Source organism: Paraburkholderia sp. CNPSo 3281 (genome assembly GCF_024206515.1).
Taxonomy (GTDB): domain Bacteria; phylum Pseudomonadota; class Gammaproteobacteria; order Burkholderiales; family Burkholderiaceae; genus Paraburkholderia; species Paraburkholderia nodosa.
Genome location: NZ_JAMBPS010000097.1, coordinates 1 through 16,481, shown reverse-complemented (window position 1 = coordinate 16,481; position 16,481 = coordinate 1). Strand labels below are relative to the sequence as shown.

At 58.3% G+C, this 16,481-nt stretch carries 14 protein-coding genes and 7 pseudogenes; 11 read left to right on the top strand and 10 right to left on the bottom strand.

Annotation, left to right across the window (positions count from 1 at the left end; genetic code table 11):
• Positions 1 to 126: 126 nt before the first annotated feature.
• Positions 127 to 225, bottom strand: a pseudogene (locus M3I56_RS41475) (IS6 family transposase); the annotation flags it as partial.
• A gap of 57 nt (positions 226 to 282) precedes the next feature.
• On the bottom strand, positions 283 to 990 hold the full coding sequence (locus M3I56_RS39095) for an IS6 family transposase (protein WP_375541875.1): 708 nt from the start codon (positions 988 to 990) through the stop codon (positions 283 to 285).
• Positions 991 to 1,210: 220 nt separating this feature from the next.
• Between M3I56_RS39095 and M3I56_RS39090 the strand changes: the two are divergent.
• From M3I56_RS39090 to M3I56_RS39065, 6 genes and pseudogenes are all read left to right on the top strand, one after another.
• Positions 1,211 to 1,513 (top strand): annotated as a pseudogene (locus tag M3I56_RS39090) (transposase); the annotation flags it as partial.
• 145 nt (positions 1,514 to 1,658) lie between these two features.
• A pseudogene (locus M3I56_RS41815) lies at positions 1,659 to 1,736 on the top strand (IS6 family transposase); the annotation flags it as partial.
• Between the two features lie 418 nt (positions 1,737 to 2,154).
• A complete protein-coding gene (locus M3I56_RS39080) occupies positions 2,155 to 3,834 on the top strand; it encodes a class I tRNA ligase family protein (RefSeq protein ID WP_254320778.1) in 1,680 nt (559 codons plus the stop codon).
• Complete coding sequence (locus M3I56_RS39075) at positions 3,831 to 5,045, top strand: MFS transporter (protein ID WP_133190577.1); 1,215 nt, start codon at positions 3,831 to 3,833, stop codon at positions 5,043 to 5,045. Before M3I56_RS39080 ends, M3I56_RS39075 begins: the two co-directional genes overlap by 4 nt.
• Before the next feature lie 67 nt (positions 5,046 to 5,112).
• Positions 5,113 to 6,447: a lysine N(6)-hydroxylase/L-ornithine N(5)-oxygenase family protein gene (locus M3I56_RS39070; protein WP_133190575.1), complete on the top strand. Its 1,335-nt coding sequence runs from the start codon at positions 5,113 to 5,115 to the stop codon at positions 6,445 to 6,447.
• Positions 6,444 to 7,664, top strand: a complete 1,221-nt coding sequence (locus M3I56_RS39065; protein ID WP_133190573.1) for a PhzF family phenazine biosynthesis isomerase — start codon at positions 6,444 to 6,446, stop codon at positions 7,662 to 7,664. Before M3I56_RS39070 ends, M3I56_RS39065 begins: the two co-directional genes overlap by 4 nt.
• Before the next feature lie 88 nt (positions 7,665 to 7,752).
• Here the strand turns inward: M3I56_RS39065 and M3I56_RS39060 are convergent.
• The 6 genes and pseudogenes from M3I56_RS39060 to M3I56_RS39035 form a co-directional block, all read right to left on the bottom strand.
• Positions 7,753 to 7,992: pseudogene (locus M3I56_RS39060) on the bottom strand (IS6 family transposase); the annotation flags it as partial.
• 127 nt (positions 7,993 to 8,119) lie between these two features.
• Positions 8,120 to 8,299: pseudogene (locus M3I56_RS39055) on the bottom strand (IS5/IS1182 family transposase); the annotation flags it as partial.
• A gap of 111 nt (positions 8,300 to 8,410) precedes the next feature.
• Positions 8,411 to 8,704 carry a hypothetical protein gene (locus M3I56_RS39050; RefSeq protein ID WP_254358462.1) on the bottom strand — a complete coding sequence of 98 codons (294 nt, stop codon included), beginning with the start codon at positions 8,702 to 8,704 and terminating at the stop codon, positions 8,411 to 8,413.
• Entirely contained in the window at positions 8,701 to 9,030 is a 330-nt protein-coding gene (locus M3I56_RS39045) for a hypothetical protein (protein ID WP_254320801.1), read from the bottom strand. The genes M3I56_RS39050 and M3I56_RS39045 overlap by 4 nt, the downstream gene beginning before the upstream one ends.
• On the bottom strand, positions 9,027 to 9,575 hold the full coding sequence (locus M3I56_RS39040; RefSeq protein ID WP_254346244.1) for a hypothetical protein: 549 nt from the start codon (positions 9,573 to 9,575) through the stop codon (positions 9,027 to 9,029). Before M3I56_RS39040 ends, M3I56_RS39045 begins: the two co-directional genes overlap by 4 nt.
• Positions 9,576 to 10,484: 909 nt before the next feature.
• Positions 10,485 to 11,290, bottom strand: a protein-coding gene (locus tag M3I56_RS39035) for an IS5 family transposase (protein ID WP_254358461.1) whose coding sequence is annotated in 2 segments (ribosomal slippage) — positions 10,485 to 10,960 and positions 10,960 to 11,290 — 807 coding nt in all. Because the reading frame shifts where the segments join, the coding sequence is not laid out codon by codon here.
• A gap of 360 nt (positions 11,291 to 11,650) precedes the next feature.
• On the opposite strand from M3I56_RS39035, the gene M3I56_RS39030 reads away from it, so the two are divergent.
• Genes M3I56_RS39030 through M3I56_RS39010 form a run of 5 tightly spaced genes read left to right on the top strand, consistent with a single transcriptional unit; the run spans position 11,651 to position 15,117 of the window.
• The gene (locus M3I56_RS39030) at positions 11,651 to 13,156 is read left to right on the top strand and encodes a toluene monooxygenase (protein ID WP_254344764.1); all 1,506 of its coding nucleotides are present in this window, start codon (positions 11,651 to 11,653) and stop codon (positions 13,154 to 13,156) included.
• Positions 13,157 to 13,180: 24 nt separating this feature from the next.
• On the top strand, positions 13,181 to 13,441 hold the full coding sequence (locus M3I56_RS39025; protein WP_133190567.1) for a toluene-4-monooxygenase system B family protein: 261 nt from the start codon (positions 13,181 to 13,183) through the stop codon (positions 13,439 to 13,441).
• A 7-nt stretch (positions 13,442 to 13,448) separates the two neighbouring features.
• Positions 13,449 to 13,784, top strand: a complete 336-nt coding sequence (locus M3I56_RS39020) for a Rieske 2Fe-2S domain-containing protein (protein WP_133190565.1) — start codon at positions 13,449 to 13,451, stop codon at positions 13,782 to 13,784.
• 19 nt (positions 13,785 to 13,803) lie between these two features.
• Positions 13,804 to 14,118: an MmoB/DmpM family protein gene (locus M3I56_RS39015; protein WP_133190563.1), complete on the top strand. Its 315-nt coding sequence runs from the start codon at positions 13,804 to 13,806 to the stop codon at positions 14,116 to 14,118.
• Between the two features lie 12 nt (positions 14,119 to 14,130).
• Positions 14,131 to 15,117, top strand: a complete 987-nt coding sequence (locus M3I56_RS39010; RefSeq protein ID WP_133190561.1) for an aromatic/alkene monooxygenase hydroxylase subunit beta — start codon at positions 14,131 to 14,133, stop codon at positions 15,115 to 15,117.
• Positions 15,118 to 15,809: 692 nt separating this feature from the next.
• Here the strand turns inward: M3I56_RS39010 and M3I56_RS39005 are convergent.
• Positions 15,810 to 16,224 (bottom strand): annotated as a pseudogene (locus M3I56_RS39005) (IS3 family transposase); the annotation flags it as partial.
• A 46-nt stretch (positions 16,225 to 16,270) separates the two neighbouring features.
• Positions 16,271 to 16,481: pseudogene (locus M3I56_RS39000) on the bottom strand (IS5/IS1182 family transposase); the annotation flags it as partial.

Here is a 16,481-nt window from a genome sequence, read left to right as displayed (position 1 = left end):
AGATTTTCACGAATGGCCCAAGCGCACGGCGTTGTCACGTTAAGGTATTCGAGACGCAAGAGCGTACAGGACGTGCATTTGCCCAGAAATTGGACGGAACTTGGGTGAGAGAAGCGATGCCACGCCGGCAAAGCGTGCGGCGAGCTGTTTGCGATAGAGTGATGCACGCAGTGAATGTCGCTTGCGCGCGAAGTGCTGGCGAATCGGACCGAAGCTCGATAAGGGGACTCTGGTGCAAATAGGCGGTGTGTACGAGATTGTTGTTATATAGAGGATACCTCATCAAGCAGACAGGACGACCTCCCAGACTGCGGGCGCAGTGGTATCTTTGAGGCCGAGCTTCGCGAGGCCGAATTGGCCCTTGCGAATGCGATGTACCAACTCAATACCAGAGAGAGTGATCGCTGCGTTCCTGAAACGCTTGAAGCCGAGCATGACTTTCGTCCGGGACTTGATGCTGCGGTGGTCCTGCTCGACCAGATTATTGAGATATTTCGAGGATCGGACCTTCGTGTCCTCAGGCAGCAAGCCATCGGCCTTCATCTCGCGCACGGCGCGGTGCGAGGCCGCATAGCCGTCAAGCGTGATGATCTTCGGTGGCTGGCCCTGATGTTTGATCGCCTTCCTGAAAAAGGCTTTTGCCGCCTCCACGTCGCGCTTTGCACGGAGCATGAAGTCAATCGTCTGGCCCACCCGATCCACCGCCCGATAAAGATAGACCCACTTGCCGCGCAGCTTGAGATAAGTCTCATCAACACGCCAGGACTGGCCGGTGGGCCTGCCGAAGCGATTCCACCGTTTGACGAACTCCGGTGCAAAGCGCCGCACCCAGCGCAGGATCGTCGTGTGGGCCAGCGCCAGACCCCGTTGCGCCATCATTTCGACCAGATCGCGCAAGCCAAGCTTGTAGCGCAGGTACCAGCGAACACACAGAATGATCACATCGCGGTCAAAGTGACGGCCTGCAAACAGTTCGTCCAGGCTCTTCAGCTTGCTCATCGTCGGTTCTCAATTCGTTCAGCCCGACACCTTAACCGATTCGCCCCCGCCCTATTTGCACCAGAGCCCCCTTGGGCGAGCAAAAACGAAGGCTGCGCGGCGTACGCCGCTCTCCCGTGAGCCGGGTCGACGCACTGATTTTAGGCACCGCCAGGTTGTCGAGGGGCCCATGCTGGTTCTGTCACGCCAAGGCACTGAGCTAATTGTTGCTCGACCACGGGAGAGCCTGCTGGCTTTCTACGACTTCCCGGCCGAACACTTGCAGCACCTGCGCACAACAAACGCGATCGAGTCGACGTTCGCGACGGTGCGCCACCGTACTACACGTACGCGCAACTGCGTGTCGCGACCGACCTTCCTCGGTCTGGCGTTCAAGCTGATCGAGGAAGCCGAGAAAACCTGGCACCGGATCAACGGCCCCGAACAGATCCAGCTGTTGCTGGAGGGCATTGCCTTCCAGGACGGCGAGCCGGTGCAAGACGATCAACCGGGTCAGCAGAAACTCGCCGCTTGACGTCGCCCGCTATCAACGCCCATACACCAGACTTGACCTCATCTCCTTATCGCGACACTACCAATCTGTGTCCAGAAAAATCCGGGCCGTGGCAGATGGGGCTCGCAGACAAATTCGATCCCTTCAGAAAACCCGCAATCAGTTTTCAGTGGATCATTCAACCGAGCATCGTTGGGCCCTCAAGCTGCTGGCGGCGCTGGAAAAATCGTTTCGCAGCGCCAAGGGCTTCAAGGATGTTCGGTGTGCGCTTTCGAGCACCGTTTGTCTCGAAACCGCCATTTCCAACATCCGTCGGCGCGAATGGAAGAAATGCGTCACGCCAGGCACTGCTGACCAGGCTCCGTTGGAACAGTCTTACTCGCATGCAGCGCCAGCAACATTCTGGCTCTACGGACCCTCGTGAACCTGCTCACCGGATTTTTCCACCGCGCGACTTACCGTCCGAAATGGCAACGCGCAAGCCATCGCAGTTCAGTGAGTTCCACGACGGCTGCGCCCGACGCGCCTTGCTGATCGATGCACATATCGTGGCGTCGGCCCAAATATTGCGTATGCTTTTCCTTGTGCAATAGGAGTGGATATTGACCTATCTGCAATTTACCAGCGCGGTCAAATAATCCTGCGCAACGTTGGTTACCTGAATGGGAGACCTGATGCGGAATGCAATTGGATTTGTCGGGTTAGGTGATACACGCACGCCGCTGCGTAAAATTGTTATTTCGCCCGTGAATTTGACCGCAAACGGACGCGCACATCTTGGTCACGCGGGTGGTCCCTTTTTGCGAATGGATATCCTCGCACGCGCCTTGCGTCGTAGCGGACATGATGTTTGGTACGGACTCACTACGGACGGCTTCGAAAATCATGTCGTTGCGAAAGCGACGCAGCTCGGAGAACATCCGGCAACGATGGCCGCGCGATTTCATGAGCAGATCGGGACCGATTTGAAGGCCCTCGATATTCATCTCGACAGGTTTGATGATCCCGTTCATCGCACCAACATCGATACGTTTTTTGGTGTGCGGGAAGCACTGATGCGCAGACTGGGACAAAGCGACCAAGTCCAACTACGCGACGAACGGCTGCCTGTTGACGATGCGTTGCCTTCCACAGCACCTATAGAGGACCGGTTTTCCATCGGCGCCTGGTTGGCCGCATGTTGTCCTAACTGTTTGAAGCCGGCCGGCAGCTTCTTTTGTGAAGCTTGCGGCATGCACTTCGAGCCGTGGGATGCGGTAAAGCCCGTTTCACGACGGGGAACAATCACTGAGTGGGTAGAAAGCAAGTCGTACTTCCTGAACATGCGGAATCCGACCCAGCTAACTGTGCAATGGGAGCAAATGCACATCGAGGCACCGTTTGCGCGTATCGCGCAACGATACGTCGATCGGTGCGGGGGCACCATGCGATTGACGTTGCCCGGGCTCTATGGCGTTCCATGGCAAGCCGATGCTTGCGTGAATCGTCAGATTCTCTTTAGCTATTCCGCAGGCTGCTATACGCACCATCTCTACTGCGGTGAACGGTATGCACAAGAGCGCGGTGTGGCGAATCCCTTTTCGCATGGGAGTGACACATTCCTGATCGGCTCGACGGGGATCGACAATACAATTCCGGTGCTCGTCGGGGTCACGGGTTGTGCGCTTGCGCAGGAAAATTTTCGTCCTTTCGACAGCGTGAACTTCAACTACTTCCTCAAGCTGAACGGCAGCAAGTTCTCGACTAGCCGCGGCCACGTAATCTGGGCTGGTGATATCGGAAACATAAACGGCATCAACACGGATGCGCTGCGCGTGTACCTCTCCGAAATATGTCCCGAGGAAGAGGAAACAGATTTTCGTGTTGGCAACATGCTTGGCCGTCACAATCATCTCGTCTCAACGGTCGGGACGCTCGTTGCAAGCGCCTGCGCCACGATAGTCGAAAATCCGGCTTTTCGCGGCGAGCCGGCATTCGATTCGTCGCTGTTCGCGAGGCTCGTCGAGCTCTATGGTGAGCAAAGCGCCGCGCTGTCACCCGACAAGCTGCGGGTTTCGCTGGCGTCAAAGCCGCTTATGGCATGGCTGGATCTCGCCAACGAAGCGCGCACGCCAGCCACGGCATATACGTGGCTCAAAGGCCTCGCATTCCTGGCTGCCCCGCTGATGCCGCGCACCGCCGACGCCATCTGGGTATGGCTTGGACATGCCGAAACTCCATCGGCATCCGCTTTTCCGGAAACCCGTCAGATACCGGATGCAAAGGCGCCCAATCTCCACGAGTCGCGAATGTTGCATGAGCATGATCTTTCCAACTGCCTTCCTGCGAGCATGGACTCATGAGTGCACCCGCCGAACTGCCTTCCGCGCTCAAGGCCACCGCGTTCATACCGTTCCTGGTTGCGAGCGCTGCGCTTGCGGCGGCCTATGGGGCAAGTTTTCTGCTGGCCGACTATCTGCGCGCAAGCGGGCTCGACGTTTCAATGGCGGGCACCGTGATTTCGAGCGGCATCTTCACCATGATCATCAGTTCGCTGTTCGCCGGCTGGATAGCGCAACGGATCGGACTGATGTCGACGATCATCGCAGCTGCCGGGGCGATGTCCGCGGCGATGCTCGCGTTTGGGCTGACACGCGTCGATTTGAGGATTGCCTTCGCCGGTGGACTGTTGCTGGGTCTAGGTTGGTCGGCGTTCAATATCCTGGCGCCGCTCCAGATCATCCACCACTTGAAGCCTTCAGCGCGGATCAGATATTTGACGCTTTTGTCAGGCGCCCAAATGGCAGGACTCGGATTCGCTTCACCTACTGGCCATTTCCTCGCGCACCGATTCGGTTCATTTTACGTCGTTTATATCGGTTTGGCTTGTGTCTGCCTTTCTGCTGCCGTCGCACTCGCGATAGTCCGGAAGCTTATGCAAGGCACGCCGCACTTATCGATGGCAGCGGTTGGCATCACACCTTCCCAGGCCGCATCGGTCTTGTGCTCGACCACCCGCATGCCCATTGCGATGATCGGACTTGCCGCCTGCGCTTTTGCGGGGCTTTCGACTTACCAGACGGCGTACGCAGAATCTCGACACCTGCCCGCGGAACTTTTCTTCCTGACGTTCACCTTGACGACCGTAGTATGCCGGTTCACGCTTGCGCCAGCAATCAGCAGGCTGCCTGTTCGCAAGCTCGCGTTCGCGCTGTTCATCGCCACACTCGCCGCGCTAGCGCTCTTCATCTGGAACCGCAGCAGCTCAATTGTCTATGTAATCAGCGCCTGCGTTTTCGCCATAGGCTATGGACTCACCTATTCGACCTTGAACAGCATGGCTGTCAATCTTGCCGGCGACGCGGAATTGTCCGTGCCGGTCACTTCCCAAGTCTTCACGATCGCGTACTTTGCCGGCGTGTTTGGCTTTCCCTACATCGCTGGAATGCTGGTCGCTCACGGCGGGATCAATCTCATGCTGACGGTAACGCTTGCCATTGCCTCCGTAAACGTCCTGTTGCTAGCCCGAATCCACTCGGGAAGCCCGCGGCCCGCGGTGACGACGCACTATTGATGTCAGAGCCGGTTTGACTGCAGGTAGTCGAGCATTCCAAGGTAAATTTTCGTCGCGAGGTCGTCAAATGAGCAGAGAGTCTGTCGTCGCCGTTGGTGCAGGTCCAGCAAACCTGAGTCTCGCTGCGCTTGCGTATAACCAGCGTGAGCTTGCCGTGACTGTATTTGAGCGAGCACTTGAGCCTGCGTGGCATCCAGGATTGATGGTCGACGGGGCACTGATGCAGACGAGTTTCCTGAAAGACCTTGTCTCGCTTGTCGACCCGACCAACCCATACTCGTTTCTTGCGTACCTGAAGGACCACCGGCGCCTCTATCGAGCCGTCGTGTGCGGGTTGGACCGTATCACGCGGCAGGAGTTTCAAGATTATCTGAAATGGGCTGCCATGCGGTTGCCCAATATCCGCTTCGGCACGGCCATCAATGAAATCGACCTAGATCGCGATTCATTTTGCGTGCGTGCCAAGGAAGAAACGGTGCGCACGAAGACGGTCGTCATCGGTGTGGGCCGGGAACCGTTCATTCCTGACTTCGCACGCCTAATTCGCGGAAAGAACGTTTTTCATAGCGGCGCATTCCTGAATGAAAAGCGGAATTTTTCAGGTTCGAGCGTGGCGGTGGTAGGCGGCGGCCAAAGCAGCGCCGAAGTCGTCAGCGCGCTACTGCGCGGGTTACATGGAGAACCGGCATCGATTACGTGGGTGTCGCGTCGGCCAAATCTGTTCGCCCTCGAAGACAGCCCATTCGTCAATGAATGGTTCTTTCCCCAACACAGCATGTGGTTCCAACGGTGTTCACGCGAGGCGCGTGAACGATTTCTGATGGGGCAGGAACTGGCGGGCGATGGCGTCAGCGCCTCGACGCTTCGGGAAATCTATCAGCTCTTGTACGAGCGCGAAGTGGCGCATAAGGCAAGGCCGGGCGCCTGCGAGATACGGATCGATTCGTCGGTCGAGGCAATGAGTCTCGACGGGCCTGGTTATTTGTTGACAGTGCGTGACCGCGTGAACGGCGATGTGATGCACGCATATGCGGATGTCGTCATTCTCTGCACAGGGTACAGATCCTCGCTGCCGCGGTTACTCGAGCCTTTACGAAGCCGGCTGTCGTTTGTGCAAAACACATTAGGAGATACGGAGCTTGAGATACGCGATGATTTTTCCGTGGTCCTGGATGGGCCGCTCGGCTGTCGGCTCTATCTGCAAAACGGTGCGCGCTCGCAGTATGGGGTCGCAGATCCCTACCTCAGTCTGCTTTCATGGCGCAGTGCGCGAATCTTGAACGCCATTCTCCGTATGGAGCGCTTCGATTGCGGTGTAATGAGCGGTGCTATCACGTGGTCAGGCGAAACCTTGGCGGCGTCGCGGAAGCCATCGCAAGAGATGACGGAGAAAATTTCATGACTCGAAAGCACGGCTTCACCACGATAGATCTCGCCGGAATGTCTCATGCGTCGTTGCCGCCGGAGCTGCAGAAGGCGCCTAACGTCGTCCATGCATTTGCTGATGACCGTTTTAGTGGCAATCCCGCGGGCGTTGTTATCTTGCGTGAATTTCCTCCGGCCGAGCAAATGCAAGCGGCGGCTCACTATGCGAAGCTGCCGACCACTGCCTTTGTGGCACCGTCATCGGACCACGACGAACTCGCGTGCTTCGACATACGATGGTTTACGCCTAGTGCCGAGCTCGAGCTCTGTGGGCACGCGACGCTCGCGGCGGCGCATTGGCTATTTACTCGAGGGGAAGTGCCGGGCCACGCGCTGACGTTCGGATCGAGGAGCGGCGTGCTTGCTATCACGCGCGCTGGCGATGCGATCACCATGAGCTTCCCTCGCATTCTCAGCGTCGCCGCTGACAGGGCGACGGCGCGCACCGTGTCGGACGCGCTTGGTGTGCCGCTGGTCGAATGCCGGCGTGCTTATGATGATCTGATTGCCGTGGTCGCGGAAGAGTCTATCGTCACGCGCTTTGTGCCGGATTTCGCTGCAATTCGCGGCCTTGAATGTCGTGGCGTCGTGCTGACCGCACGTACCGATCCAAACGGTTCGCTCGCGGAATATGACATCGTGTCGCGGTTTTTCGCGCCTGAGATTTCCATCGACGAGGATCAGGTGTGTGTGTCCGCGCATTGCAAGCTTCAGCCGTACTGGTCCGAGCGCTTGGGCCGCTCGAGTCTGCGTGCGTTGCAAGCCTCAGCTAGCGGTGGGCGGCTAGGACTGGACGCAAGGGGCGATCGCGTCTTAATCGAAGGTAGCGCGCGCTTCGGAGACATTGACGGCATTCGACATGGAACGGTTGCGTGCGGCCCCGTTACCACCTGTGCTATCGGTGTGACCATGCGTGAGTTCGATGGCTTGGCGAGCGAACATTCCAAGGCGCCTTTCCGGCTTGCGTCATTTCGCGTCGCTCCCGGTTGCGCCACCGTTGCGGAAGCGCATGACGTGGCAGAACTTTGGCATCTCTCCAGGGGACATGGTCGTGCGGTAGTCGACGGCCGGAGCATCGAGTTGAAGGCAGGCGACTCGGTTCAATTCGCCCCTCGAGAGCGTCACCAGTTGCACAACGTCGGAGATGAGGCTATAGAGGCCGTTTCGATTTGGTGGGAGGTGCCCCGATCATGACCATGTGCTTCGATCTTGTCGTCGTCGGCGGAGGGCTTTGTCACGTTAGAGAGAAGACAAGGCAATGCTGGCAGGGGCGATCAGTCGCTCAAAAAGCGGTAGACGGATTTTGGGTGAGTACGGTGAAGCGATGCCACGCAGCAAATCGCAAGGCGAGTTGTTAGCGATAGCTTGAAGCCGGTAGCCGATGTCGCTTGAGGGCAAAGTGCTGTCGGATCGGGCCGAAGTTCGACAGGAAAGCTTGAGTACGCTCGGGCAGGCGGAAGCCCCGCATACGCCGTTCGCGTTCCCGGGTTGGCTGATGACTATTCTCGGCACGGTTGTTGACGCGGATCGTCAAGCGCATGCCTGTGCGCAATGTGCTGGACGTACTCGCCAATATCGAGCACTGGACGCATTTCACACGACACTTTGGTCCGTTAAGCGGCAATGATCCCAAAATCCGTGACGCCGAACAGCCTGGGAGACGTCGCCGGTCGACCCTTGCGCGATACAAAGCTTTCGCTCATTGATGCGCCAAGTCGCTCCCAGTTGATGAGGTCGGCCAAACGTATCAACGGATGCTTCAGGTTGATCTGTTCGCGCAGCGGTTGGCGGAAGAAATCTCCCTCCGTCACAGGCGTCTTCGGACCCATCCTCACCTCATCGAAAAATGCAGGATTCTCACGTTAATGTGCCAGGTTCCTGAAGATCTCACAACACCATTTCGGCCTCAAAGCTCCGCCGCACAAGGCTCTCCGAATTGTTCAGGTTCGACTAGTTATCGTGTATTGCTCTGGCCCAGTCGGGTTGCCAAGGCTGAGGGTCGTGCCGAGCACGTCCTCTGGCGGATACATGTCCGCATACGGCATTGCAGGCAACAGTGGAGCGCCGAACGGGTCTCCAATCGTCGTCCCGACGTAGTCTGCGAATGCGGCCGCGTGATAGCGGCCGTGCCAGTTCTCAATCCAAAACCCGCGCTCGCCACCCTGTCTCATCGTAATTGACGCATCGACTCGGGCGTCACCGATGAAGAATTGTTCGATCGTATGCTCCTTCATCCCCTTGCGAGCGAATCGTAGTCCACCGGTAGCAGGTAGGTTTCGAATGATGCGATGGAGCCATTCACGAGCTCAATACTACGATTGGCGAGCGCGAGCGCAATTGCCCCCGATGGATTACCGATCCGGATATTGGTCGACGGATTATTTGCACCGGGTGTCCCGAGTGTGAACGGATCGAACCCGCTGATGATGATTCGCGTAGCGCCCTTACCCGGCTGGAAATGGACGGCATATTGTCCGCGCGATGCGCGTTCCAGCACGCACTGGAGCTGTAAGCGGTTGAGCGTTACCTGCGCGGCCCACTGGCGCAGTATCTGTGTCATGAGCGCGCCCAGCACAACATGCGGTCGTCGCTGCGCGGTTGGGCGCCACTGACAGAGCGCCCCTGCACTCGATCGACAGCAGCCTTCCATAATCCTTCGCCAGCGATCTTCACAACGTGCTCCGCGCCCCCAGAGAACCGTTTTGCGTCGGCCCCACAGAGCTGCTTCGAGAAGTCAGAACCAAAGTGAGCGAAGCCCGATGCGCCGAGAATCTGGTCCGCGAACGGCATTGAGTTGCCCGGCAACACACTGAAGAACCGTTGCTCCTCATACCATGGCGTGACTCTCGTAATCCTGCAACCGGCGGATGGCGGGTGCGACTCTGCCGGTGGAGGATTCTCGTCGAATGGTGGAACCAGCGAGGCTGGCGGATCGAGTGGCACATTAGTTTTGTGAGCGGCTGCCCCAACGGCAATCGGCTCGTTTGGATTGCTCGACGAGGAAAGTGCGACGGCAGTAGCAGACGCAACCCCGCGGTCATCTTCGCAACCGTTCTGGAGCAACGCGGCTGCACACAATACGGAGACCAGTACGGCGTTTTTCATTCGTTTGCCCCTTCTCCGGCTGCGCCGAGCGACGCCGCTGTAGCCGGCCGGGCCGGGAGCGTCTGGGTACAGTCACCGTCAAAATATGGCCCGCCAACGCGCCGCCAGAACAGATTGGGTGCACTGGGCGCGCATGTTATGCGGACGTGATGACCCCACGTGTAGTAAGTACCATCGTACTGCGCGCCCGCCGGCTCGCTGGCAAAAGCGAGCACAGCTAATGTCAGCCTGTATTTTGGCATGCCTAATCCTTGCAAAGCTCGCGCGTTGCGACTACGAAGCGTAGATCGCCGTTATTGCCATCGAGTAGAGCCAACGGTAGCCAACAAGCAAACTATGCGCCATCAAGTTTTTTTGAATATACCGAATAGCATTACTTAACAAATATAGATGCGCACCGCCGTGATTGGTCTCATTAATTGGAAAATACGGCGAGCCAACACTGATATCATCACCTTGCCCTCGATTACTGTCTCACTACGCGCAGACCAGTACTGCCGATGTTTTTATTGGATGCACGGCCGCCTGTAGTCGCTGAACGCCTCCCCATGCCCGAGCTCCGCATTGCGGCTCGGAAACCACAATGAGGCTCGGCGCGCTTGCACTCCACGCGGGCTCGCCTGTTGCCCACCGCCTACAAGGCAACACCGTCACCGAAAGAACCTTCTTGCCCGGAATCAGTTGACCGCGACAGTTCGTTTTAACGTTTGTCCGAGTTTTGTTGAAGAAGTGCTACAGTGCGCGTTATCTATATGACAATCTAGACATTCCCGCCTGGTGTTTTCAGGTCGCGACTGACGCGCTATCTCATTCGGAATCAAGGATCGGGGGCTTGGGTCTGTGGTTATGTCGGCAGACAGAACCATCCCGAGACGAGAAGGACCCGGAACGCACCCTCAGTTAGAGGCGCTAACACAAGTCGTCAACGAAGCGTGAACAGATAACGGCAGCAGCAAGGGAGAGCAACGCAACATGAATGTCGAGACGACGCTCAAAGCGAATGCGCAGTTTGCCGAAGCCGGCAAACCAGGCATGCGTGCGCTCGACCACCCAGCGATGCCGCCCGAGCCGCTCCTTGCTTTCTACGCCTCGACGGGCTATACGGGCTGTGATGCCGCGGCGCTTGAGGTAATGTCGGCAGCGGGCAAAATCATAGCCCTTGTCTGCATGCAGCTTACCCGGACGTTTGCGCGGTTGGCCATTCAGCCCCGACACTGCTGGAATGGCGTCGAGCGTGGGTTCGAATGCCATCGAATCGTGCCGGTTGGCACCCGTGACTGTGATGGCCAACGGAATACCGCGCGCATCTACAACGATGTGTCGTTTCGACCCGAGCTTACCCCGGTCTGTCGGGTTGGGGCCGGTTTCCTGGCCCCCCGGGGGCTGGCGACACTGGCGGCATCAAGACTCGCCCGTTCCCAATCAATCTGGTCATGCTCACGCAACCGACGAAGCATCGCCAGATGCAGTTGCTCCCACACACCTGCGGCCTGCCAATCTCGTAGTCGTCGCCAGCATGTCATACCGCTGCCGAAACCAAGTTCCTGCGGCAGCTCTTCCCACGGAATGCCCGTTTGCAGGACATACAGGATGCCGTTCAATGCTGCGCGGTCGTCGACCGTACGTCGGCGACCGCCTTTGGGTGACGGTTCGAATACAGGAATCAATGGTTCCAGCGCCGCCCAGAATTCGCTACTGATTTTTCGTCTTGCCATGTCGCCAGGATATGGCGTCCATGGCTTGATGTCCAGGTTGTGTTAGCGACTCTTAATGCCGACTGGATTCGGCCCCGCGAAAGAGAATCAGAGGTACCGCGGCCTTGTGTCACGCCGCGGCTTTCGCGCTTGCCCGCGTTGCTTTTTGTCGAACTCCTTGCGTGTGGAAACTAGCGCATTCGGATCGCCCCCCCGGCAACGGGTGCGCGTATATCTTCAATCTCCCTTTCCCGGGACTTCTTCCTCGCCAATGCAAAGGAGGTCCGCACATTGGCACTGATTTTGCTGTGAGATAAGCTGCCCGGCGGATGCCATAGTGCTCCGGCAAATCAAACCGCGACCTACGAAGGAGACTTGACCATGGCGTTATTGGAACGCGTCGACTGGTACGATATCGCCCGCGCCACCAACTGGACCCCGTCGTACGTGTCGGAGTCGGATCTCTTTCCCGACATCATGTCTGGCGCGCAAGGTATTCCAATGGTCCACTGGGAAAGCTACGACGAGCCATACAAGACGTCTTATCCCGAGTACGTCCGTATCCAGCGCGAAAAAGATGCTGGCGTCTATTCTGTGAAGGCAGCCCTGAATTCCAGCCGCAGCTTCGAGGATACCGATCCGGGCTGGCTTTCCATCCTTAAGGCCCATTACGGCGCCATCGCACTCGGCGAGTATGCGGCAATGAGCGCCGAAGCACGCATGGTTCGCTTCGGCCGTGCACCAGGGATGCGCAACATGGCCACCTTCGGCATGCTCGACGAAAACCGTCACGGGCAGTTGCAGCTCCACTTCCCTCACGACTACTGTGCAAAGGACAGGCAGTTTGACTGGGCGCACAAGGCCTATCACACGAACCAGTGGGGTGCAATTGCCGCCCGCAACACATTTGACGACCTTTTTATGTCCCGCAGCGCGATCGAGATCGCGGTTATGCTCACCTTCGCGCTCGAAACGGGCTTCACCAATGTACAGTTCCTCGGCCTGGCGGCCGACGCAGTCGACGTCGGCGATTTCACTTTCGCAAGCCTCATCTCCAGCATTCAAACGGACGAGTCGCGGCATGCGCAAATCGGCGGCCCGGCGCTGCACATTCTGATCGCAAACGGCCGTAAAACGGAGGCCCAGAAGCTCGTGGATGTCGCAATCGCACGGGCATGGCGCCTGTTCTGTTTGCTCACGGGATCGTCGATGGACTACGCCACGCCGATCGAACACCGCAAGCAGTCGTTCAAGGAATTCGCGCGCGAGTGGATCGTCAGTCAGTTTGAGCGGACACTCATCGATCTCGGCCTCGATTTGCCCTGGTACTGGGACCAGATGATCAATGAATTCGATTACCAGCACCACGCCTATCAGCTAGGCATCTGGTTTTGGCGTCCCACGGTTTGGTGGGACCCTGCAGCGGGCGTGACGCCCGAATGCCGCGACTGGCTGGAAGAAAAATATCCCGGCTGGAACAACTCATTCGGCAAGGTATGGGACGTCATTATCGAAAACCTGCTCGTCGGCCGCCGTGAACTTACGATGCCCGAGACGCTACCTGTCCTTTGCAACATGAGCCAGTTGCCCATTTGCGCCATTCCGGGCGATGGCTGGAACGTGAAGGACTACCCTCTCGACCATAACGGCCGCACGTATCACTTCAATTCGGAAATCGACCGCTGGGTCTTCCAGCAGGACCCGGTTCGTTACCGCGATCACCTCACGCTCGTCGATCGCTTCCTCGCCGGTCATATCCAGCCACCCAACCTCTTGGGCGCGTTGAACTACATGGGGCTCGCGCCGGGCGAAATGGGCGACGACGCGCACCAGTATGCCTGGGTCGAATCGTACCGCGGTACCCGTGACAACAAAGAGGCCGCCTGAGGCTGCCACGCAAAAGAGGACGACATGGCACTGTTCCATGTGATCTCAAATTTTCAATACGACTTCGTATTGCAGCTATTGCCGGTGGATACCGGCAATACGATAGATGAAGTGGCGGCCGCCGCCTCGCTCCATTCGGTGGGCCGACGCGTCGCCCCACGGCCTGAAAAGGTTGTGCGCGTGCGTCGCCAGGGCGCGGAGCAGTTCTACGCGCGCAAGGCAAAGCTCGGCGAGACGGATATCAAGCCGATGGAAACGCTCGAATTCATCTTTTGCGACGAATGAGGTCGACATGGAGTACCAGAAAATCTGCACGCTCGACGACCTGTGGGCAGGCGAGATGATCGGAGCGGAGGTGGATGGCCACGTGATTGTGGTGGTTAATCCAGAAGGCGGCGAGCCGCGCGCCTTTCGGGGCGTTTGTCCGCATCAGGCCATTCCGCTCGTGGAAGGAAAGTTCGACGGCCGCGTGCTGATGTGCCGAGCGCATCAATGGACCTTCGACGTGAATACCGGCAAGGGGATCAATCCTGGCGACTCCCGGCTTCGCGCATACCCCGCGAAGATCGAGGGCGAAGACGTTCTCGTTGCGGTGGGCGGCGTTGAAACCCTCTTTGCCCATTCCTGAATTTCACAGAGAACCGATCATGACCATCGAAACCACCGCCTCGGCTTACCGCAACAACCGCGTGGGTCCCGTGCTTCGGGCGGGCAGCATTACGGCGGGCGTCATCGAAGCCGCGCACGAAGACAACCCCGGCAAGACGATCCGCGTCGACGACAAACTCGCGTATGTGCGCATCGATACGGACGGCGAACTGATCCTGCGCCGCTCCACGCTTGAGGAAACGCTTGGTCGACCGTTCATGATGTCCGAGCTGGAAGTCAGCCTCAGTTCGTTTTCAGGCCGCATCGAAACAACCGAAGGCTACGTGCGGTTTTACTACGAGAAAACGCTTTAACCGGAGACGAGCATGACCCATCCCGAAGTCCTTACGCCGCTGAAAACGTGGAGCCATCTAGCCGCGCGGCGGCGCAAGCCAAGCGAGTATGAGATCGTCTCGACGAACTTGCATTACACCACCGACAACCCTGACGCCCCCTTCGAACTGGACCCAAACTTCGAAATGGCGCAATGGCTCAAGCGCAACCGCAACGCCTCGCCGCTGCGACATCCCGACTGGAACGCATTTCGTGATCCAGACGAGATCGTCTATCGCACCTATAACCTGCTGCAGGATGGTCAGGAAACTTACGTATATGGTCTCCTCGACCAGTTCTCCACGCGCGGTCACGACTCCCAACTCGCCAGGCCATGGGCGGCCTCGCTCGCACGCGTCTATACCCCCGCGCGCTTCCTGTTTCATGCGCTGCAAATGGGCTCAGCTTATCTGGCCCAGATGGCCCCCGCTTCCACGATCTCCAACTGTGCCGCATACCAGACCGCTGACTCTCTGCGCTGGCTCACGCACACCGCGTATCGCACCAAGGAACTATCCCTGACTTTTGCGGACCTCGGCTTCGGCAGCGATGAGCGGCGCCGCTGGGAACTCGGGCCGCCTTGGCAGGGCTGGCGCAAACTCGTCGAACAAGCACTCACCGCGTGGGACTGGGCTGAATGCTTTGTCGCGCTAAACCTCGTGGTACGCCCGGCTGTGGAAGAGACCGTATTGCGCAGCCTCGGCGTCACGGCGCGCCAAAACGGCGATACCCTACTCGGCCTTATTACCGATGCGCAGCTCGTCGACACGGAGCGGCATCGGCGTTGGGCCAGCGAACTCGTTCGCATGGCCAGCGAACAGGAAGGCAATCACGCCGTGCTGGGTACGTGGGTGAGCAAATGGGAACCGCTTGCCAACGACGCTATAACAGCATGGTGTGCCGCCCTGCCTGACGCACGCGAAGCTAGCACACGCGCGAAGGAAGCCACGCGCGAATTCCGGCGTTCGATCCGACTGTGAGTCAGGAGGCCTTGAATCGAAGCATTCTGAAAGAAGTGTCGTCGGAAGCCGGCCCGCTCCAAAAATTGGGAAACATCAAACGTAACAGCACTTATAGCGGAGTCTTGGATCATGAGGACAATCCTCGCCGCTTCGGCGATTGTATTGCACTCGTTTGCACCATTACCTACGCCACGACCATCGGCAGCGGGCTCACGGAGACATGGCCTTGGCGGGGATAGTGGAGGCGGCAGGCAGCACTGCTTCCGTTATTGCCGCAGCGCAAGCGTCCCATGCTTCAGCTATAGGATCTACGTCAGGCGGTCAAGGAGGCTACTTCTCCGGGCCTCGCGACGGCGGATAGCAACACCTACAAGCCGGGCCATCGAGCCGATGATTAAGCGATTCCGGAAGCCGAATCGGAAACCTGCACGGATAACTGTCCGAGTGTAGATGCGCTCGCAGTCTTACCAATAACCTATGCGCGAAACATGGCAAAGTGGGCCGGCGACAATAAATGAAAACGAAACTGTTTGTAGCAGCAGTAGCATTATTAGCGACCACCGTCGGCCTCTCGTTGCGCCTACATCAGGTGAACAGGATTTGTGAAACCGCGCGCGAAAACCCTAAGGTAGCCATGGGTTCATCAACGACCTGGCCCGGCAACTGGCCGACGACGAGTTCAGCCAGCGGCTGTTGCCCATTCCGAATATCTCGGGCTTCGCCGGCGAGAAGTCCCGTTGCAGCAGGGTTCGGTGCGAGCGGCAGATTGTGCTTGCTGTCCGTAGTGGCCTTGAACCGTCGCTTGGTGCGCGCCTTGATGCCATGCAGCTTCATCAGCCGCTGAATCCGGTCCTTGCTCACGCGAATGCCTTGCGCAAGCAGCTTTTTCCACACGCGCGGCCAGCCGTACTCGCCTTTGGATTCGGCATGGTCGGCGCGAATGTGGACCAGCAGCGCATCGTTGCTGATGCGTCGGCGCGGCCGATCAGGATCAACGTCGCGGGCCTTACGGTTGTGATAACCGCTGGGACTGACGCCCAGCGCCTGGCAGGCCACGGAAACCGGCCATTGCCGGCTATGCCGTTCGATCCACGCGTACTGCACGCCCCCTTCGCAAAGTACGCCGTCTAGAGAGTCGCCCCTGAACAATTCGTTTTGGCCGTCGTCGGCGTCAGCCGGCGGATGCTCTCTGATCGACAGGGATGAACAGGGCGATGAGAACAATGGTGTAAAAAAACCGCAGCTTCCTCAGGATCATCCGCAGGTTGTGACCAGCTCCGCATAGCACAGCGTGCATCGCGTCACCAAGCGTTCCCTTCAGCCAGTTCCGATCGAGTTTGCCATCTGTCTTCATGTGGCCGATGGCTGGCTCAATCGCACTG